Origin of the sequence: Niallia alba, from assembly GCF_012933555.1 — a bacterium.
Classification (GTDB): Bacteria; Bacillota; Bacilli; order Bacillales; family Cytobacillaceae; genus Niallia; species Niallia alba.
This window is the reverse complement of record NZ_JABBPK010000001.1, coordinates 2,603,796-2,625,581: the sequence shown is the minus strand read 5'-3', so window position 1 is coordinate 2,625,581 and position 21,786 is coordinate 2,603,796. Positions and strand designations below refer to the sequence as shown.

At 36.1% G+C, this 21,786-nt stretch carries 17 protein-coding genes and 1 pseudogene; 3 read left to right on the top strand and 15 right to left on the bottom strand.

What is annotated here, in order from left to right:
- Positions 1–521: 521 nt before the first annotated feature.
- The 3 genes from HHU08_RS12565 to HHU08_RS12555 form a co-directional block, all read right to left on the bottom strand.
- Positions 522–1,724, bottom strand: a complete 1,203-nt coding sequence (locus HHU08_RS12565) for a chromate transporter (RefSeq protein ID WP_016203746.1) — start codon at positions 1,722–1,724, stop codon at positions 522–524.
- Between the two features lie 266 nt (positions 1,725–1,990).
- A complete protein-coding gene (locus tag HHU08_RS12560) occupies positions 1,991–2,431 on the bottom strand; it encodes a CoxG family protein (protein ID WP_040343652.1) in 441 nt (146 codons plus the stop codon).
- 183 nt (positions 2,432–2,614) lie between these two features.
- Entirely contained in the window at positions 2,615–3,568 is a 954-nt protein-coding gene (locus HHU08_RS12555) for a tyrosine-type recombinase/integrase (protein ID WP_016203748.1), read from the bottom strand.
- A gap of 196 nt (positions 3,569–3,764) precedes the next feature.
- Here HHU08_RS12555 and HHU08_RS25960 point away from each other — a divergent pair, with 196 nt between their 5' ends.
- Together HHU08_RS25960 and HHU08_RS12550 are read left to right on the top strand one after the other, a co-directional pair.
- A complete protein-coding gene (locus HHU08_RS25960) occupies positions 3,765–4,058 on the top strand; it encodes a DUF5658 family protein (RefSeq protein ID WP_220040965.1) in 294 nt (97 codons plus the stop codon).
- Between the two features lie 96 nt (positions 4,059–4,154).
- Positions 4,155–4,412: a DUF2533 family protein gene (locus HHU08_RS12550; protein ID WP_205835611.1), complete on the top strand. Its 258-nt coding sequence runs from the start codon at positions 4,155–4,157 to the stop codon at positions 4,410–4,412.
- A gap of 210 nt (positions 4,413–4,622) precedes the next feature.
- Here the strand turns inward: HHU08_RS12550 and lepB are convergent, their stop codons facing one another.
- The 3 genes and pseudogenes from lepB to HHU08_RS12535 all read right to left on the bottom strand — a co-directional run bounded on the left by lepB (position 4,623) and on the right by HHU08_RS12535 (position 6,271).
- Positions 4,623–5,141: a signal peptidase I gene (lepB, locus tag HHU08_RS12545; protein WP_101731163.1), complete on the bottom strand. Its 519-nt coding sequence runs from the start codon at positions 5,139–5,141 to the stop codon at positions 4,623–4,625.
- A 36-nt stretch (positions 5,142–5,177) separates the two neighbouring features.
- Positions 5,178–5,327 (bottom strand): annotated as a pseudogene (locus HHU08_RS25110) (GNAT family N-acetyltransferase); the annotation flags it as partial.
- Between the two features lie 32 nt (positions 5,328–5,359).
- Complete coding sequence (locus HHU08_RS12535) at positions 5,360–6,271, bottom strand: DUF4349 domain-containing protein (RefSeq protein ID WP_169188594.1); 912 nt, start codon at positions 6,269–6,271, stop codon at positions 5,360–5,362.
- Positions 6,272–6,591: 320 nt separating this feature from the next.
- Between HHU08_RS12535 and HHU08_RS12530 the strand changes: the two genes are divergently transcribed.
- Positions 6,592–7,074: a ribonuclease H-like YkuK family protein gene (locus HHU08_RS12530; RefSeq protein WP_169189675.1), complete on the top strand. Its 483-nt coding sequence runs from the start codon at positions 6,592–6,594 to the stop codon at positions 7,072–7,074.
- A gap of 51 nt (positions 7,075–7,125) precedes the next feature.
- Here HHU08_RS12530 and HHU08_RS12525 read toward each other — a convergent pair whose 3' ends face one another.
- From HHU08_RS12525 to gltB, 9 genes are all read right to left on the bottom strand, one after another.
- Positions 7,126–7,899, bottom strand: coding sequence for a TerC family protein (locus HHU08_RS12525; protein WP_169188593.1), 774 nt, complete (start codon positions 7,897–7,899; stop codon positions 7,126–7,128).
- A gap of 90 nt (positions 7,900–7,989) precedes the next feature.
- Complete coding sequence (locus HHU08_RS12520; protein ID WP_101731164.1) at positions 7,990–8,733, bottom strand: SDR family NAD(P)-dependent oxidoreductase; 744 nt, start codon at positions 8,731–8,733, stop codon at positions 7,990–7,992.
- Positions 8,734–8,794: 61 nt separating this feature from the next.
- The gene (locus HHU08_RS12515; RefSeq protein ID WP_016203820.1) at positions 8,795–9,232 is read right to left on the bottom strand and encodes a peptidylprolyl isomerase; all 438 of its coding nucleotides are present in this window, start codon (positions 9,230–9,232) and stop codon (positions 8,795–8,797) included.
- An 83-nt stretch (positions 9,233–9,315) separates the two neighbouring features.
- Positions 9,316–9,978, bottom strand: a complete 663-nt coding sequence (locus HHU08_RS12510; RefSeq protein ID WP_040343696.1) for a peptidylprolyl isomerase — start codon at positions 9,976–9,978, stop codon at positions 9,316–9,318.
- A gap of 663 nt (positions 9,979–10,641) precedes the next feature.
- On the bottom strand, positions 10,642–12,825 hold the full coding sequence (locus tag HHU08_RS12505) for an AAA domain-containing protein (protein ID WP_169188592.1): 2,184 nt from the start codon (positions 12,823–12,825) through the stop codon (positions 10,642–10,644).
- 101 nt (positions 12,826–12,926) lie between these two features.
- On the bottom strand, positions 12,927–13,460 hold the full coding sequence (locus tag HHU08_RS12500) for an HD domain-containing protein (RefSeq protein WP_101731166.1): 534 nt from the start codon (positions 13,458–13,460) through the stop codon (positions 12,927–12,929).
- A 206-nt stretch (positions 13,461–13,666) separates the two neighbouring features.
- A complete protein-coding gene (locus HHU08_RS12495) occupies positions 13,667–15,022 on the bottom strand; it encodes a transposase (protein WP_169187604.1) in 1,356 nt (451 codons plus the stop codon).
- A 300-nt stretch (positions 15,023–15,322) separates the two neighbouring features.
- Positions 15,323–16,816 (bottom strand): glutamate synthase small subunit, encoded by a 1,494-nt coding sequence (gene gltD, locus HHU08_RS12490; protein ID WP_016203816.1) that lies wholly within the window; start codon positions 16,814–16,816, stop codon positions 15,323–15,325.
- Between the two features lie 15 nt (positions 16,817–16,831).
- A complete protein-coding gene (gene gltB / locus HHU08_RS12485; protein ID WP_169188591.1) occupies positions 16,832–21,385 on the bottom strand; it encodes a glutamate synthase large subunit in 4,554 nt (1,517 codons plus the stop codon).
- Positions 21,386–21,786: the final 401 nt, after the last annotated feature.

The window sequence follows — 21,786 nt, the reverse complement described above, 5'->3', positions numbered from 1 at the left end:
TAAATGGTTGTTCGGGTTTTATTAGTTTTATAAAAGGTTGTTTCAGTACAGTTAGTGTTAATATCCGCAGCCTGAATACACTTCGCTTTCCATGGGGCGAGCGCCGAGCCGCTTCGGCCTCTGGCCTGCAGGGTCTCGGACTTTCTCGCAGCTCCCATAGGAGTCTACGTGTATTCAGGCTGCTCCATATTTCCTACTAATTCATTTTTTCTAAAAAAACAATATTTTTTAGGGTATTGCCTTTAAAAACGGAGTGGAATGGAGCGGAAGACACTCGACTCCTGCGGGAAGTAGAGCAAAACCTAAGACCCCACAGGCTTTAGCCGAGGAGGCTTAGGTTGCTCCCCGCGGAAAGCGAGTTTCTGTAGCGCAATGGAACGAATTAGTTTTTACACTTGACTATATTTAAAAACATAAATAACCATTGTATAAAAGAAACCTTTATTTAAGAGATAAATTAGAGATTGTTCGTCTTTACAGATTGGCTATTTAGTTTTGTCCCAGCCTCTTTATCATTGTTATTAAAGTTGGAAATAAGAAATCAACATTCCTCCAATGGCTCCCGTAATAACGATTATCCATGGTGGCGATTTCCAATAGACTAGCATCGAAAACAAAACAGCAGCAAAGGCAAAATCTGTTGCATTTAAAATACTACTAGTCCATATGGGATGATAAAATGCAGAAATCAAAATCCCAACAACAGCAGCGTTTACTCCCAATAAAGCACTTTGAATCTTAGCATTCTTGCATAAAGTGTTCCAAAATGGAAGCACCCCGATAATTAATAGAAAAGCGGGCAAAAATATCGCAAATGTCGCAAAGATTCCCCCACCCCATCCATTAATGACTGTTCCGATATATGCGGCGAATGTAAATAATGGACCTGGAACAGCTTGGGTTGCACCGTATCCTGCAAGAAACGCTTCTTCACTTAGCCATTCACTTGGAACAAATTCACGCTCTAATAGAGGTAATACTACATGTCCTCCTCCAAAAACAAGAGAGCCAGATCGGTAAAAACTATCAAACATTGCGATCCACGGGTAAGCAAATATCTCACGAATAACTGGTAATAGGAATAAAAGAACAAAAAATAATCCTAAACAAAAACTAGCAAATTTTTTTGAAATGGGAAAGGAAATATATTCATGACTTTGTTCGATCGATTGTTGCTTATATAGGAAATGACCGATTACAGATGCTAGTATAATAACCCCTATTTGCGAAAAGACACTTTGCCATAATAATGTGATTACTAATGCGAAGAGTGCTATCGTCTTTCTTTGCAAGTCGGGTGTTAAATTCTTCGCCATACCGAGTATTGCATGGGCAACAATAGCAACTGCGACCATTTTAAGGCCATGAATCCAACCAGCATTTTCTATATCTAAACCTTCTATCAAACTTGCAAATATTATTAATCCAATCACGGATGGAAGTGTAAATCCTAAAAAGGAGATAATTCCGCCAATCAGTCCTCCCCGAATAATTCCTATCCCTATTCCTACTTGACTGCTGGCAGGACCAGGGAGAAATTGGCAAAGAGCTACTAAATCGGCATAGCTTTTTTCATCTAACCATTTCCTACGACGGACATATTCATCATGAAAATAACCTAAATGAGCTATGGGACCGCCAAATGAGGTAAACCCTAACTTTGTGGAAATAAGTAAAATTTCTAAAAAAGTTTTACTTTTCTTCGACTGTTTTGCTTTCTCCAATGATAAGCCTCCAATAACAATTAGTATCTTTATTATATAGGATGAAAGATATTTGACCAAGTTAAGCAAAAGAAACTTTACAAAAAATTTATAAAGTGAAACTTTCATCAGTGTGGGTTTTCCTTCATCTCCCACTATCTTCCTCGTATTTTCCTAAGCATGAGCAGGGAGTCTTACTGTCCGTTAAGAGTAGGATAAAAAAAGCTAATGACGATTTCATCAGTGTATCAAATCGTCATTAGCTTTAAGTTTACATAATATTATTATCATAAACCCTCTATTGCTTTACTTACTGCTATTGTTAATTCTTCTGCTATTTCCTCTAATTTAGGTTGCATGAGGTTATTGGTGACAGTTGGAAAAGTACCTGTAGAGTTAATCTCTAAAAAACCAGTCATTCTTGTATGATTCGCATCTTTTTCTTCAACCATAAAATAGCCATTCCCATCAAAATGATCATTGATCCCTTGCAGCTGAAAGGTAACTTGGGAAGGTTCTTTCCATTCTATTATGGTTACTTTCATCTCTACTTTTTTCTTAAAGAGTCCCATATCAATTTTAAACTCCCAAGTTGAAACCTTTTCGTTGATAATGTGATGATTAATATACCCAGGCACTAATGGAGCCCAGTTATTCATGGAGCGAACAAAATCCCATACTTTTTTCGCATTTGCACGGACGATAATTGAATGTTTCTTACTTGGCATGAAAACACTTCCCTTATCTTTCATTGACAGACGAATCCCTTCTCCCATTTACAAGCTCATTAAAACTAGCTTTGCCGTAAAAAATAGGGATTGCATTTTTATCACCCATCAAAACTATATATATTCTGCCAAATGTCCGAATATGAGTATAAAATAAGTTAACATAATATATTTATAGTAACCTTATAAGTAATCGGATATTTCTAAATCCATCGCTTTCTCTTTTTGGGAATCAGAGACATGGGTATACTTTTGAGTCGTATTTAAATTCGTGTGACCAAGCAGTTCCTGTACAGTCCTGATGTCTCGACCATCTCGAACTAAATGTGTAGCAAAACTATGTCTTAATTTATGGCTGGAGATTCCTTTTTCCTTCCATTTTAATTCTGGATATTCCTTTGACATCTCATCAATAATTCGCTCTGTAATTTCCTGAATCCGCCTTCTGGAAATTCGCTTTCCTCTCCGCGAGATAAAGAGTGCATCCTCCTGCCCTTTCATCGGAAAAATCCTATTTTCTTCTATATATACATATAATTCTTCCATTAACTTTTTCGGTAAGGGTATGTATCGTGACTTATTCCCTTTTCCTAACACATGGATCCCTCTATTTTGATGTATAGAAGACAAATTAAGAGAATGTATTTCCATTACTCGTAAGCCTGCAAATGCCATTAATCCGAGGATCACTTTATTGCGTCGTTGATGCTGTTTTTGCGATACTTTTTCAACCATATCAAAAAATGATTTTAATTCATCCTTTTCTAGGTAGCTTGGTAGTTTTCCCTTCTGTTCTTTTGCACTCTCCAAATCGATTGCTGGATTTTTTTGCACAAGTTCATAATCTACTAGACATTTATAAAAGGAACGAATCGCTGTTAATCTTCTATTTCTTGAAGTAGATGAATTTGCTCGCTTTGTTTTTAACTCATTCATAAATAACGTTATTTGTAATTTCTTTACTAAATTTAAATCGATGTATTCTTCTTTTTTTCGCGTAATAAATTCTAAAAAGAAATAAATATCGCGCAAATAATTTTCAATAGTAAATCCACTATAGTCCTTATTATCCATCTCCGTCCGAAAAAGGGTCAATTCCTCTTCATACCAAGAAGACAGCGTTTCTTTTGTAATCATATATATGGCCACCTAATCTGTAAAATAGTAAGTTTAGTATACTATATTTCTATAAAAACCGCACATAAGAGATATTATGCGCGGTAATGATGATAAAACTCCTACAAAAGAATTACTAATAAATTTGAATGCAATTACCTATAGTGTTTTTTCGTTTAAATTGGGATAATTAGGAATAATATTAAGGGGTGGTAGTTTGAAGATTTTATTTCTTTTGCTAAGCCTATTAAATTTTCTCGATGGAATATTCACTTTTCTTGGAATCCAATTTAATCATATATCTGAATCAAATCCGATTATGAATCACTTATGGGAAATTTCTCCTTTCTTATTCCTTTTGTTAAAAATTTGTTTATCTTTATTTCTCTTTTATTTAGCAATCTATTTTTATAGTAAAAACACTCGTACCTGGATTTTTCTCCTATTTATTCCATTAGCATTATATTCTTCCGTTATGGTTTTACATATTGTTTGGATAACGAATATTTAGTTTACAATAATTTTATTATGTAATTTAAAGTCCTCCTTTCTTTTTACTAGAATAACCATTAAAATAATAATATACAAACAGTAAGGAGTTAGGATTATGAGTGTACATAAAGAAATTACCAAACATGTAGAACAAGTCAATTCTCGCGTCAATCATTTTAAGCAATTAGATCAGCTACGTGAATCCTATATTGAAGAAGCGATACTGCTTTGTAAAGCTGGGGAGAATTTTTCGGTTGATAAAATAAATGATGTAACCGAGCAAATGAATGAATTAGCTAGACTTGGTGTTGTTCCATCAAGAAAAAAGGTTACTAAAGCAATGGTAGTAGAATTTGCTACTCGTTCTATATAAAGTGAAACTTCCATCAGTGGGGGTTTTCTTTCATCCCCCACTGATGGTTAGTTGAACCAATCGGACCTTTACGGACAGTTGATCTCCCACCTACTCTCATATGCTTGAGGTGGGATTCTTAGTCTTACTGTCCGTTAAGAGTGGGATAAAATAAAAACAGCATTGCTCGTGAAGTTCACGGTCAACGCTGTTTTTTTATACTCAAATATTCTAGTAATTCTCTATGACTGGATAAAAACGAAGGATTGCTTTTCCAATAACTGCTTCTTCAGAGATACAACCAAGTTGTCGACTATCGGTACTTTTTTGCCGATTATCACCTAGTACAAAAATATGTCCTTTTGGTACTTTTATCTTGAGATTTTCCGTTAATTTTTGATTAGGAAGTAAATGTTTCTTTTTTTCCTGTAAGTAAGGCTCATCATATTTATGACCGTTTATATAAAGAGCGTCATCCTGAATCTCGATGGTATCGTCTGGTAAGCCGATTACTCTTTTTATATAGTCCTCCTTCTCAATCGGTGAATGAAAAACGATTGTATCAAAGTGCTTTATTTGCCCCACTTTGGAAACGATAATTCGATCTTGATTCTCGTATGTTGGTTGCATGGATTGCCCTACTACTTTTACAGGGGTAAAGATAAAGTTCCGGCATATAAAAACGAATACTAATGCACTAATAAGTGCAATTATCCATGACTTTAGTTCTTTATTAAACTCTGCATTCATGTAGATATTCCTTCCCCCTTTCCTATACAATCATTATCAATTCACCATTTTATACATTAGAATATCGTCTACATATTCATTTTCAGCTATTTTAAACTCCTTTATTTTGCGACCTTCTTCTATAAATCCCATACGTTTATAGAAAGATATCGCTTGATAATTTGTTGAGAAAACTCTTAAAGGAATTTAATTCCATTATAACATATGATTTGTTTCCATTACTCTTGCTGTTTTCTTTTTTTTCTAAAAATAATCCAAACAATTACAATAACTGCAACTGGAATTAGAATCGGAGATAATCCAATAGCGAGTACTACTACACTTGATAAGAAGGAGATAACCCCGTTTATTGTACTGACAAACTGGCTTTTCGCTTTTTGCCAAGTATTTAAGGAGTCGCTATTTTTGATGTTTCCGACCTTTACTAACTCTTCTTCTAATTGAATGGTAACAGTGGAATAGTCGACATTATTTTTTAAGTATTTCATTCTCCCTAAGATTTGCTCTTTTTGCTCTTGTACAGTGGCTAGGTCGTTTGATATTTTCAGAAGATCTTCTGTTTTCTCTGCCTGGTCCATTAACGTTAATAGTCGTTTTTCTACTGCTTCTTTGGCTTTTAATCGAGACTCAAGATCAACAAATTCCTCTGTGACATCATTACTGCTTATATTTTTTTCGATTACTTTTATACTATTTTTTTCCACTTCATTTATATAGGATTGGAAATTCGCTTGTGGAACTTTCACAATAATCGATCCATTAATATAATCAGTGCCACTATTGTAAATAGATGATTGTACTACATAACCGTCAAGTTCGGTTGCTTTTTTCTGAATTTCTTCTTCTACTTGATGATAGTCCTTAACTTGTAAGGATAAATTAGCATTGTAAATCATCATGCGGTCATTTTCTGTTATTTCTGTTCCACTAGTATTCTTAATCTCTTTATCAGCGGATGCTAATTGGTCTTCCGTCACTTCTCCTTCATGAGAATCCATTTGTGCTATTTCATTATTTGCAGCTTTCTCCGTACTATCTGCGCTTTTATTTTCTGATTCTTGGCTGCTACATCCTGCCATTAAAAGTAGAAAAAATAGAATGCCAATAAAGGAAGTTCTATACTTTTTCATCCTTCATACCTCCTAAGTTTAGTTACTCATTAGACGGATATTAAAATAATAAGTTTCAATATTATTACATATTTATTACAAAGCTGCTTCGTAAAGTTTTCTTTCTTAAAGAAAACAAAAATTTTACAATCAACTGGATATACGCTAACACCAATTCTCTATTCTGTGTATATGATAATACAAGTTTACTTTCGGTGATAATTACTTTTGATGAACATACAATGGTATAAAATGAGTTGGAAATATGCTTAGATGGAGGGATTTTTGTGGAGTTAGACAGGCACAAGGAAATAACCTTTCAAAACTTGCAAGAAAAAAATATGACGTTTGATATTGTTTTTCAACGTATCCTTTCCTTTATGTCTAGAAATCCGGCTGGAAATTATCAATTGATGATTGGTACAGATTCCCAAGTGCATGCGAAGCATACCACCTTTATTACAGGAATTGTGATTATGAATAAAGGGAAGGGTGCATGGGCATGTATCAGAAAAGTTGTTTTACCGAGAAAAGTATTAAGACTTCATGAGAAAATTTCCTATGAGACGACGTTAACCGAAGAAATTGTTAGTCTTTTTACCGAAAATAAGAAAAACCAGTTAATAGATGTTGTGCTTCCTTTTGTTTATCAAGGAGCAACTTTCTCTATTGAAGGACATATTGATATTGGAGCAGGTCAGAGAAATAAAACACGAGATTTTGTAAATGAAATGGTAGCAAGAATTGAATCAATTGGGATTGAACCAAAAATAAAACCAGATTCATTTGTTGCTTCCAGTTATGCCAATAAATACACAAAGTAGTCTCTTCTTGCATTAAAATAACCTGTCCTAAAGCAGAACAGGTTTAAAGAATTAATCTTCTTTTGTTGCAGCAATCTCTTCGGAAACTTTTTTGTTCTTATTAATAAAATGAATGATAAAGGTGATGATAAACGCAGCAATTAGAATCGCAAAAAATACATAATGATCTAATTCAAAACCAAAGATACTTGCGAACATTTTCGCCGCGATTATACCAATTAAAACAAAAGCAGTATTCTCTAATTCTGGTACTTTTTCAATTAAAACTAAGAATAATTTAGCGACCGTTCTCATCATTAAAATCCCAAGCATTCCACCAATTAAGAGGATCCAAATTTCATTTGATACAGCAAGTGAGGCTAATATGCTATCAACGGAAAAAGCTAAATCCATTAATTCTACAGAAATAACGGTAGCCCAGAATACCCCGAAAAGTCTTATTGTCCAACTATTTTTTTTCATCGCTGAAGCATCCTCGTCACCATCACCAAGCCAGAAATGCTTAATTACAATCCAAGCTAAGTATGCTGCTCCAACTACTTTAATCCATGTAAAGTGAATTAAATAAACGCCTATTCCAATAAAGAAAAACCGGAAAAAATAGGCTCCAAATAAACCATACGTTAATGCTTTTTTTTGTTTGTCAGGCGGTAAATGTTTAACCATCACCGCTAAAACGAGTGCGTTATCCGCTGATAATAAGCCTTCTAAAATGACTAACGATCCAATTAATCCCCATGAAACTGGATCTGTTAATACTTCTTCCCACATCTCCCAATCAAAAAATGAATCATAGGTTGATAATATTTGATGTAAAACGTCCACTTAAAAAGCCTCCATTATATATATGTAATGATATGGAAGCTATTATACTCCTATCATTTTCAGATAGCAACTTTATTTAAGATATTCCCATTATTCTTCATAAATCATCTTTACGGTCATACCACCATCTACCATGAGGTTTGTCCCTGTAATAAAATTATTTTGCGGATTAGTTAAAAATAGACAAGCCCTCGCAATATCTTCTGGTTTACCTACTCTTTTTGACAAATGCTGTTCATGATCGATTTCGCGAAGATTTTCATAGTCTTTTGTTTCAATCCATCCTGGTGAAATACTATTTACAGTTATATGTGCGTCTGCAAGACTATTTGCTAATGCATGTGTAATGGCCATAATACCACCTTTGCTAGCACTATAGCTTTCCGTATTAGGCTCAGACATATATGCTCTACTAGATGACATATTGATAATCGAGCCTTTAGAGTCCTGATCTCGCATGATTTTTGCGACTTCTCTTGAACAAAGAAACACGCTGCGGAGATTTGTATTTATTACATCATCCCATTCTTCAATCGTTAAATCGTAAAACGATTTAAAAACTCCTTTGCCCACATTGTTTATCAGAATATCAATCTTTCCAAACTTCGCTTTTGTTGTATGAACAAGATGAATGATTTCCGTTTCGCTTCGTACATCTGTTTTGATAAATAATGCTTTTTCCTTTTGTTCAATAGAATCAAGAAGTTGCTTCCCTTGGCTTTCATCTATATCTGCCAGCACAACATATGCTTCTTCCTGCAAATAAGCTTTTGCAATTGCTTTACCGATTCCATTACTAGCACCAGTAACAATTACAACTTTATCTTTGAACATCCTATTCGCCCTCCATCCATATAAAAAAAGCAAGCTAATTTCTCAGCCTGCCTCTTTATATTTATTCTTCAGTGATTTCTACTTTTTCCATTACATCGCCATTTCTCATCGCCTTAACAGTAGAGATTCCAGATGTAACTTGTCCAAATACAGTATGAACACCATTTAAATGTGGTTGTGGGTCATGAACGATAAAGAATTGGCTGCCACCTGTGTCACGACCAGCATGTGCCATAGAAAAAGCGCCTTCAACATGTTTATGAGGATTTCCTTCTGTTTCACATTTGATTGTGTATCCAGGACCACCTGTTCCATTACCATTCGGGTCTCCGCCTTGGCTTACGAACCCAGGAATAACACGGTGGAAAGTTAGACCATTATAGAACCCTTTTTTAATAAGTTCTACAAAATTAGCTACTGTTCCAGGAGCTTCATTTGGATATAATTCAAATTCAATTTTTTCACCATTTTGCATTAGTATGTATCCTTTTGTTGCCATGTTCAACATCTCCTTATTTCAAAATCAACTTTTATCATATCATCTTTTGCTAGAGAAAGAAAATATTACGTCCCTATTATCGATTATTCTTTTACTGGTTCCTCATAATCAATTCCTTTTGTATCTACAGTAACTTGTTTCATCTTCATTTCTTTTAATGGCTTATCGTTATTCTCATCTCTATCTGTAGAGACAATTTTATCGACGACATCCATTCCTTCTATTACCTTACCGAACGGTGCGTATTCGCCATCCAAATGAGGTGCATCTGCGACCATAATAAAGAATTGAGATCCGGCTGAATCTGGCATTTGAGATCTTGCCATACTGATAACGCCTCTTTCATGCTTTAAGTCGTTTTCAAAACCATTCTCCGAAAACTCTCCTTTAATAGAATATCCAGGACCACCTGTTCCATTTCCCTTTGGATCGCCACCTTGAATCATAAAATCGGGAATGACGCGATGAAAAATCAGCCCATCATAAAAGCCTTGATTTACTAATGAAATAAAATTATTCACTGTATTTGGCGCTTTATCTGGATAAAGTTCTACTTTAATTTTCGAATCATCCTCCATAATAATAGTAACGATAGGGTATTCGTCTGAGGAAATCGCTTTTCCTTGTGATTTTTCTCCTTCATTTAGTGGTTCCGTGTTCTTCGTTCCACATCCTGAGAGTAATAATAAAAGGATGGATAAACTAAAGAATAGCATCATCCAACCAGTCCGTTTTCTACACACCATGACTTTTCCTCCTATGCTTAGATTCCTCCCTATTTTAGCGAAATCTTCTTTTCTGCACAATAAATAACCTTTAATAAAGAAAGTTAAAAAAGAGGCTGGGACATAAGTATTCCAGCCATAGATAAACCCGAACAACTATCAAAGAATCCTAAATGGTTGTTCGGGTTTTATTAGTTTTATAAAAGGTTGTTTCAGTACAGTTAGTGTTAATATCCGCAGCCTGAATACACTTCGCTTTCCATGGGGCGAGCGCCGAGCCGCTTCGGCCTCTGGCCTGCAGGGTCTCGGACTTTCTCGCAGCTCCCATAGGAGTCTACGTGTATTCAGGCTGCTCCATATTTCCTACTAATTCATTTTTTCTAAAAAAACAATATTTTTTAGGGTATTGCCTTTAAAAACGGAGTGGAATGGAGCGGAAGACACTCGACTCCTGCGGGAAGTAGAGCAATCTTTAGACCCCACAGGCTTTAGCCGAGGAGGCTTAGGTTGCTCCCCGCGGAAAGCGAGTTTCTGTAGCGCAATGGAACGAATTAGTTTTTACACTTGACTATATTTAAAAACATAAATAACCATTGTATAAAAGAAACCTTTATTTAAGAGATAAATTAGAGATTGTTCGTCTTTACAGATTGGCTATTTAGTTTTGTCCCAGCCTCTTTGTGATTACGTTAAAGATTTTAATAGATAACTAGCTAAATATGGAGAATGAATACGGACTGCAAGGGAAGGTGGCTTGCTTTTATTCACCAATTCTGATGGAAAGCCAAACCAAACTACCTTTTGATCGATAACGACCATGGGAAATGGTATTTCAGAAGTAGATACGATCTTTGCCCGACCGAAAAGCTGCTTCCACTCTTGTGTTAAGATTTCTTTCCGTTGGGGAATGGATAAAAACACCTCGCTTTTTGAGCGCTCCATGTCTTTTTTTAATAATTCTATCCTCTGTCCATGCGTCCAAAATAACTTTGGATTCTTTTTTTGAATCCACTCGCCAATTTGTTGATTAGTTATCACACTATTAACCATTTCCTGATGGTTGACAAGCTGACGAATCGTTTTTCTATTATCAATTGTCGTTTTCATATAATGTCTGTTTACTATATGAATAAATTTTCCTTTAGCCCTACTTATCGCAACATTAATTAAACGCTCACTCTCTTTTCCTGTTAAAAGCATTCCTGGTCGTGAAAGTGGATTACCTTCCACACTATCAAAGATAATTACATCTCTCTCGCTGCCTTGAAAACGATGAACTGTTGCTATTGTTAAGCGCTTTTCTTCGAGTGCTTCAGGGAAAAATTCATATGCCATTGCTTCTACTATTTCAGCTTGAGCTCGATATGGTGTAACATAGCCAATACTAGTTCTTTTCTCACTTAATGCCTCATTGATAACTTGTAAAGCTAGTAAAAGATGCATATAATTCACTCGTGATTTCGAGCCTTTTTCAAAAGTTGCATAAACTCCGAAATGACTAGAATCTAGTAAGACACTTGCGCTCCCCTTGAAAGGTGGTTTGTCAGCAATGGATTTTCTTTTCTTCTCCACGTGCTTATGATCCCCTACCAATGAATGATAGATATATTTATTAGTAAATTCTGAGATGCTTGGATGCATTCGTCTTTGCTCGTTTAGTAGTAAAAGTTGGGGATGCAATGATGAACGATGCACAGTATTTGCTACACCTGTTGCATGAAAGACATCTTCCTTTAACCATTTGTCTACCAATGCATGGCGACTTGATGCAATCGGTGGTAGTTGTTTAAAGTCTCCACATATAATGATTCGTTTTGCAAGGGATGCAGCAAAAGCCACTTGTGGAATATATGCCATGCTGGCTTCATCTAAAATGACTAAATCGTATTCATCTTCATAAATGGCAGGATCTGTCGCTGCTTTGGCTAATGTAGTACCCACAATCTTCGCTTTTTGCATAAATTGTAATTCTCTTTTACGGATTTTTTCCATGACACTTGCCAATCTTTCTTCCATTTCTAACAGCTGAGAAGAATCTCTGACTGTAAACGAACTTGCAAGATCTTGTTTAAGCTTACGTTTTTCTTCGATAAACTGTTGTCTTTGCTTTGCAAGATCCATATCTTTTTTATCAAGCAAAGAGCTAGATGTAATTTGCTCTTGTTCCAGATTGCCATTGCTGTTATTTCCCCCGTATCGCAGGATATCGCCCAGTTTAAAACGGCCTTTTTCTTTTATCGTTGAGGTTATTTCTGTCAGTAGTACATCAACTGCCTGATTACTTTGGGCTAAAAGCAGTATTCTTTTCCCTTTCCAATAACGTTGTAATGCCACTCTTGCAAGTGTGTACGTTTTTCCTGTTCCTGGTGGTCCCCATACAAAAGAGACTTGATTATACTTACATCTAAGCGAAAGCTCATGAACATTATTTTTTAGCTCTTCACTAGGATGCTTAGTTGCTTCGCTAGGATGCATTAATTTTACTATTCTACTAAGCTTCCGTTTATTCTTTTTTATCAAATCAAAGCGAATTTGCAGCTGTTCTAAAAGTTCCCAGGGATCATGGGACAAATAGGCTTCAGCAATATCCTCACCAATCATCTTTTCTAAAATGACTAAAAGGCTCTTACCATCTGCCGATAATACTCGTCCTTTAACTGCCAGAGATCCCCAGTGGATGATTACATTTGAGCCAATGGGAACCTTTAGATTGCCGATACTTTCAAAATAATAGGTATAATCATTTTCTGTATTTAATCGTATCCCATTATATAAAGCAACTTTAGATTGACTATATTTTTTTAAATAATTTATTTCTATTTGCAGCGCTTGTTGCCACTGTTTGATTGTAGTGATAATGTTTGTCATTTTTCACTCTAATTCCTTTTCTTAAAAAATCGATTTTTCTATTATAGCACTTAAAAGAAAAGAAGGATAGAAACAGGAAAATCCAGTTCTCTCCTTCTTGCTTAATTTTTTTCTTCCATTTGTTTTTCTATATATTCATCGATTTTTGTATCTAACCGTTCTAAACTTTTTAATGCGCGTTCTTTTGTTATCTTACGATAGTGATGATGGCCACCAGGCTCCTCGTCCTTCTCATCAGCTAATTTGACTATTTTTTGCAGTGGTGATAGAGTGACCGATCCTCCTGGAATAAAACTATCTGTATGAAAAAGGACCGCTAACGCTATTTCTTTTGCTTTTACAGGATTTTCTCCTAAACGAATTAATAATTTATGCGCTCTTTCCGCACCCTTAATTGGATGAATGTCATTTTGTCTATATAATTTATAATCCCATTTTCCATCTTTATACCAGGTGTAATGACCCATGTCATGTAAAAATCCGGCTTTAGCTGCATTATCGACATCGACATTTGATTCTTTTGCCATTTCAAAAGCATGATAAGCAACTGCCAGAGCATGAGCTAAACCTGATCGGGTAATATATTTTTGGGCAATATGATGGTTATAAATATCAATAAGCTTAACATCTCTCATCTCCGACACTTCCTTTCTTTATAAAAACCTCCCTACAAGAGAGAATTTATTTTCTTATTTGCTTTCTCCTACCCCTATTAAACCGATTAAAAAAGTATTTTTCCTATTATATTATATTTTTTATAAAATGAGTCAATTTCATAAGTCCAACTTTTAAAAAATCAAAAACTTGCAGAATTTAATTCCTTTTAATTTTTTTACTTTGATTAAGCAACTTGTTGTTGATTTAACATTTGATTAAGACGGTCTGCAGCTAATTTTGAAGCATTATAAACTAACGTAACGAGGTCAAAATGGACTTTAGCCTTTTTTCCTGTACGATAACGAACATTGTTTAATTGGAAATATCCCTTAAGATAAGCATTCACACGTTCTACCGCCGTGCGTCTTTTGAAGATTTTTTTCCATGTTTGAGATCCACGTGCTGGCGCTGTAAATTTTCTTAAATCTGTAGTGATTTTTACTTTATACACCTTTTGACATAGAGCATCATTGGCTAGTGGACAGTCTTTACATTCGTTTGGACGTGTGTATTTTAGTGTTTCATATTTTACTTCAAAGCTATCATAGCGATAGGAATGTTCACGGACACAAGTAGGAGCGAAATGCTTATCAAAACCAATTGGTTCTGGTTCATTGCGTTTATTATAAGCAATCACAGCTCGATGACCCATTCGATGTATTTGCGTATAAACGGCTTCAAAATCGTAACCAGCGTCCATTGTTTCATAGAGTAAAGAAGAAAGCGATATTCGTTCATGAATTCCTTTTAATAAAGGAATCGCAGCCTTTCCGTCATTCAAGTTGGCCGAAGAAAGAAGGGATTGAAGAATATATTGACTGGATGTTCCAACAGCCAAATGAGCTTTAAATCCATACCAAAAAACGTTTTTTCCTTCACTGTTTTTTTTCACACCCCACTGTGGATCTTGAGGAATTTCAGCTCGAAGGTCGGCTAAAGGAATGTCTAACTGATCTTCGATTTTTTTATCAAAAAGAGGCAGATTGGCTTCCAGTTCCGCCTTTTCAATGAGCCATTTTTCATATTCTTCTTTTGATTTACGCCCACGCTTTTTCGGTTCACTTTTCGGTTGTTCTTCCTTTGGTGGTGCTCCATCTTTTGCGAGAAAGTGTGTAGCGTCAATGGCTACTGTGTCATCGGAAATAAAACCTTCTGAAATCGCTTGATGAAGCAAGGTTCCTTGGACTTTTTCAAGTACATTCGATTCACTGAGGATTGTGACCATTCTGGAATAAGCTGCTTCTGACGGAATAGTATCTGACACTAAAAAGCCACAATCAAGGCGAAAAATCATGTCATTCTGTAATCTTTTCACTAAATCTTTAATAAATGAAATACGCTCTGTGATTCTAGCAACGAGTGAATAAATCATCGCTGCATAGTTCAACTTAACGGGTCTTCCAAAACGTGATTTCTTCGTTACCACAGCGAAGATTGGGTCTATATCAATAGAAGAAAAAATAGCTTCAAAACGTTGGGTAGGTTCTAAATTATATAATTCTTGTAGGTCAAATAGGCTTCCTTGTCGTATAATAGTCATAGGGAGTCTTCCTCCAGTCTTATAAGTTTGTGTGGTGCTTACTTATTTCGACATTTTGGGGAGGTACTCCTTTTTTCGTACATTTGATAGCTTGTGGCTCTAAGGATTTAATTTATGAAATTGATTCAAATGATAATAAAAAACACCTAAATATGCGAATTTACTTGCCTTTTAAGTGAAAAGTGTTTTCTTTAATTAATTTGTTTAGTTTTTAAATTTTTATAATATTTTGAATAGGTTGTGATATGGGAGAGTATACAAAAAGATGTGATCTATCGTCCATCACATCTTTTTGTATTTTTATGCATTTACAGTAGGTAAAATGGAAGCTCCCATTAAGTATTCATCTACTTTTCTAGCAACTTCTCTTCCTTCGTTAATTGCCCACACAATCAAACTTTGGCCTCTTCGTGCATCTCCAGCTGCAAAAACACCTTCAATATTTGTTGTAAAATCACCGTATACTGCAGCAACTTTGCGGTTCGATGTTTCTAGACCAAAATGCTTTAATACAGGTTGTTCTGGTCCTTCAAAGCCGATTGCGATAAAAACTAATTGTGCTGGCCAAATTTTTTCCGTACCTGGAATCTCTTTAAATATAAACGTTCCGTCTTCTTGCTTTACTTTTTCCATCGAAACTGTGTGTAATTCTTTTAATCTTCCATCTTCGTCTTTTACCAGCTTTTTCGTTTGAATGCCATACTGTCTTGGATCTTCGCCAAATTTTTGTTCAGCTTCTTCATACGCATAATCTAAGGTGAAAATATTTGGGGCAGCTGGCCACATATTCTCACTTGTTCGCACAACGCCTAGCTTTGGATGTTTACCAAATTGAACAACGCTTTTGCAGTTTTGACGAAGGGCAGTCGCTACACAATCAGCACCTGTATCACCACCGCCAATAACAATAACATCTTTTCCAGCAGCATCGATGAAGTTTTTGTCTTGAAAATTAGAATCTAATAAACTTTTCGTAACGCCAGATAAATAGTCCATTGCAAAGTGAACACCCTCTGCATCTCTGCCTTCCATCACTAAATCCCTTTGTTTTTGAGCGCCAGTACATAGAATGACTGCATCATACTTTTCTCTTAACTGTGAAGCTGTTATGTCTTTTCCTACCTCTGTATTGGTAATAAAATCAATACCCTCTTGTGTTAGTAACTTCACTCTTCGCTCTACTTCTTTTTTCTCGATTTTCATATTCGGTATGCCATACATTAATAATCCGCCAGGTCTATCCGCTCTTTCATATACTGTTACAGAATGCCCTGCTTGATTTAATTGATCTGCACTTGCAAGCCCGGCTGGTCCTGATCCAATGATTGCAACTTTCTTTCCTGTTCTCCTTGCAGGAATACGCGGTTGAATCCAGCCGTTTTCAAACCCTTTATTAATAATAGTTCGTTCAATATTTTTAATCGCAACTGCTGGGTCAGATATAGCAACCGTACAAGATCCTTCACATGGAGCTGGACAAGCACTGCCGGTAAACTCAGGAAAGTTATTCGTTTTTAATAATCTCTCTAAGGCTTCTTTCCATCGCCCTCTATAGACTAAATCGTTCCACTCAGGAATTAAGTTATGGATTGGACAACCTGATGTAGTTCCCGCAATTTCCATCCCAATATGGCAGAATGGTGTTGCACAGTCCATACATCGTGCTCCTTGTCTTTGAAGTACCTCATCAGAGAAAGGAGCAGAATATTTTTTAAAATCTTTTAGGCGGGAAAGCGGATTTCTTTCTTCCGCTTCCTCCCGATTAAATTCGATGAATCCAGTTGCTTTCCCCATCCTGTTCTCTCCTTTCTACTGCACTAATACGGTTATTTTATTTGTTTGTTTTTTTTTGTCTTGTTTGGAATTATTCTCAAATGCTTCCATTGCAGCTGCCTCTTCTGACAGGCCGCCTTCCAACCCTTTTTGAATATTTGCAATCATTCGTTTATAGTCTTTCGGAATCACTTTCACAAACTGTTGTACGTATTTATCCCAATTAGCAAGCACTTGTTGAGCTGCTAAACTATCTGTTAGTTCCATATGTTTTTCAAGGAGCCCTTTTATTCTCTCTATTTCTGCTCGTTCTTCTAACTTTTCAAAGATAATCATTTCTTTATTGCATAATGCTTTAAATTGTTCAGCATCTTTAGATAATACATAGGCTACTCCACCTGACATACCAGCTGCAAAGTTTTTCCCTACATCTCCTAATATGACCACTTCTCCACCAGTCATATATTCTAAGCCGTGGTCACCTATGCCTTCTACAACTATACTCGCCCCACTGTTACGAACAGCAAATCGCTCTCCTGCTTTTCCGTTAATAAAAGCTTCCCCACTTGTTGCACCGTAAAAAGCCACATTTCCAATAATGACATTATCTTTGGCGTCAAAGGAATTGACAGATGGTGCTTTTGCGACAATTCTTCCGCCTGATAACCCTTTTCCAATATAGTCGTTTGCATCACCGGTTAAATATAAACTCATGCCTTTAGGGATAAAAGCACCAAAGCTTTGGCCTGCTGAACCGGTGAAATGTAAATTAATTGTATTTTCTGGAAGACCTTCTTCCCCATATAGCTTCGATACTTCACTACCTACGATAGTGCCTGTTACGCGATTTGTATTTCTGATTGTATAATGCAAATCCAACATTTCTTTATTAATGATTGCTTTTTGAACGGCTGGAAGAATTTTTTGAATATCTAAGCTTTCATCAATTTTATGATTTTGTGGTGTTTCAAACGTTCTAGGTCCATCCACTTGATATAAAAGCTTCGATAAATCTAAATCTTTTGCTTTCCAATGTGTTTTTGCTTCTTCGCTGACTTTTAGTACATCTGTTCTACCAACCATTTCTTCCACTGTGCGGAATCCTAATTGTGCCATCAGCTCACGTACTTCTTCAGCGACAAAACGCATGAAGTTAACGATATGATCTGGATCGCCAGCAAATTTATAGCGTAATTCTGGATTTTGTGTTGCGATACCTACTGGACATGTATCTAAGTGACAAGCACGCATCATCACACATCCCATAACAATTAGCGGAGCTGTTGCAAAGCCAAATTCTTCTGCTCCCATAAGAGCTGCAAGCACAACGTCTTTCCCTGTCATGAGCTTACCATCAGTTTCCAAAACAACACGATTTCGTAAACCATTTAGCATAAGTGTTTGATGCGCTTCTGCTAAACCTAATTCCCATGGAAGACCCGTATGTTTAATACTTGTTTTAGGTGATGCTCCTGTTCCCCCGTCATATCCACTTACGACGATTACGTCTGCTGCCCCTTTTGCAACGCCAGCAGCAATCGTACCAATACCGCCTTTTGAAACTAATTTAACGGAAATACGTGCATCTCTATTGGCATTTTTCAAATCATGAATTAGTTGAGCCAAATCCTCGATCGAATAAATATCATGATGCGGCGGAGGGGAAATTAATCCTACACCTGGTGTGGAACCACGGACCTCTGCAACCCACGGATATACTTTATTACCTGGTAATTGCCCGCCTTCACCTGGTTTTGCACCTTGCGCCATTTTAATTTGCAATTCTTTGGCGTTAATTAAATAATGACTTTTTACACCGAATCGTCCCGAAGCAATCTGCTTAATATTACTTCTTCTGTTGTCACCATTTTCATCTATCATATAGCGGGATGGATCTTCTCCACCTTCTCCACTGTTACTACTTGCGCCTAATCTGTTCATCGCAATTGCTAATGTTTCATGTGCTTCCTTACTTAACGATCCGAAAGACATTGCACCAGTCTTGAATCGTTTTACAATGGATTCGACTGATTCCACTTCATTAATATCAATCGGCTGTCTAGTAGCATTAAAAGCTAATAAATTTCGTAAAAAACTCATGCTTTCTTCGTTGGCTGCTTCAGAGAATTGTTTGAATAATGAGTAATCCCCTTTTCGACATGCCCATTGTAAAGTATGAATGGTTTTCGGATTAAAGGCATGATGTTCCCCGCCTTTTCTCCATTGAAAGTCACTGCCGGAATCTAGCGTTTCATCAATCGATTCTTGATAGCCTAATTGATGCCTTTTCGATGCCTCTTCTGCAATAGTATTTAAACCAATACCACCAAGCTGTGATACAGTGCCTGTAAAGTATCGATCAATTACTTCTTTACCGATGCCAACAGCTTCAAAAATTTGTGCTCCTCGATAGCTTTGTACAGTAGATATACCCATTTTCGACATTACTTTTACGACACCTTCTGTAATCACTGTATTATATCTTGCTACCGTTTCTTCATATGAAAGGGATAGAATCCCATCTTCTATAGCTTGATTGTAGGTCGCATACACTAAATATGGATTAATCGCATCTGCACCGAAACCAATTAAACTTGCAAAATGATGAACTTCCCTTACTTCTCCAGACTCTACAATAATACTTGCTTTCGTACGAAGTCCTTTTTTAATTAAGTCTTGATGCAATGCACTTACAGCAAGTAAAACCGGAATCGCTTTTTCTTCCTTGTTCATTGTTCGGTCTGATAGGATAAGCAAAGATACACCTTGTGCAATTGCTTCTTCTGCTTTTTCTACGAGAAGATTTAAACTACTTTCTAAGTTATCTGTAAACAAGGCATCTAGAGTTCTTGCCGTGAATTTTGAAGACGTATTGGCTCGTAATTGCTCTACATTACTATTTGATAAAATAGGTGTTTTTAATTGGATTCGATAACAATTACTTGCATCAGGATGTAATAAATCACCTTCGGCTCCTAACCAAGAAAGCGTTGATGTAACTAAGTGTTCCCGAATCGCATCAATCGGCGGGTTAGTAACTTGCGCAAATAGCTGTTTAAAATAGTTAAATAAGGATTGTGGCTTATTAGATAACACGGCTAGTGGTGTATCATTGCCCATTGAGCCAATTGGGTCTTTTCCCTCTAAAACAACTGGAAGCAAATTCTTTTGGACATCTTCATACGTATAGCCAAAAGCTTTTTGTCTTGCAAGTAAATCAGCGAATGTTTCTGCTTTTTCTTCTTTTGTTTCCTCTAATCGAATGACTTCTTCTAACCAATCAGCGTATGGATGCTCGGAAGCAATCGTATTTTTCAATTCCTCATCAGAAACAATACGTCCTTCTTCAAGATCAATTAATAGCATTTTCCCTGGACTTAAACGCTCTTTATAAAGGACATTTTCTTCTTCGACTGGTACAACTCCAACTTCTGAAGAAAATACGATATAGTCATCTTTCGTTACATAATATCTCGCCGGACGTAAGCCATTACGGTCAAGAATAGCACCGATTTGTTTTCCATCTGTGAATGTAATGGCCATTGGACCATCCCAAGGTTCCATTAAGCTACTGTGATACTCATAAAAATCTCTTTTTCCCTTTGTTATATGCGGATTTTCTGTCCAAGGCTCTGGAATCATCATCATTGCTGCATGAGCAGGTGTGCGTCCCGATAAGATAAAGAATTCTAATGCATTATCAAATACAGAAGAATCACTTCCGTTAGCATCCAAAATTGGCAGAACCCTTTGTAAATCCTCTCCAAAAACTTCTGACACAAATTGCTGCTCTCTTGCTTTCATCCAGTTAAAGTTTCCCCGTAATGTATTAATCTCACCGTTATGAATTAAATATCGATTGGGATGCGCTCTTTCCCAGCTAGGAAATGTATTGGTACTAAAGCGAGAGTGGACAATCGCAAAAGCAGATACAAAAGTTGGATCTTGCACATCTAAGTAAAAGCTTTCTACTTGATCAGATGTTAATAATCCTTTATAAACAATCGTGCTGGAAGATAAACTTGCAAAGTAAAATTCTTTTCCTTCCGTTCTACCCCAATTTTCCGCTAATTTGCGGATAATATATAGTTTCCGTTCAAAAGCTAATTTATCTTTGTTTGCTTGATTTGATTGAATGAATACTTGGCGAACAACCGGACAGCTTTTCTGTGCGACTTTTCCGATTTTTCTGAAATCTGTAGGTACAGTTCTCCATCCTAAAAGTTCTTGGCCAACTTCTGCAATATATTCGTTAATTTTTGATTCAATTAAGTCTCTATTAGGATCTTCTTTGGAAAAAAAGATCATACCAACAGCATATTTGCCGCTCTCTGGAAGAGCAATATTTTCTAACTCTTTTCGAAAAAAGGCATCAGGTATTTGCACCATTAAGCCAGCCCCATCTCCAGTTAATGGATCACTTCCTTGCCCGCCACGATGATCCAATTTACAAAGCATACTTAAACCTTTTTTTACAATGTCATGTGTCGCTTCCCCTTTTATATGAGCGTACAGTCCGATTCCACATGCATCATGTTCAAATTCCGGTCTATATAAGCCCTGTGCTTTTTCCATTTGGTTGTACGTCATTTCAACCACCCCTGTCAGATTTTCTAACAACTTTTTCAATTCAGATAATTTAATTATACTATACAAATTCATATGTACAATATATCATTTAGATAGAACTAATCTAAAAATTAGATGATAAAAAGTGCAGGCACTGAGACAAAAACCATACAAACTAGTCAACTAAGTGAACCAAGTTCTGCTACAATGGCACTAACTAAGGCTTAAGGTATTTTTTTGTGTTTACTTATGCCTTGAAAGTTTGTTAGGTGAGACTGTTTAAACACAGCAGGATTTAGTTTAATTTTATCCTACTCTTGATGGAGAGTAAGCCCGCTCAAACAAAGGAAAATCGATGAGTGTTGAAGCTCTCCCGTAAAGATCCCATAAGTGCAACTAACCATCATAATTAATAAAAAAGA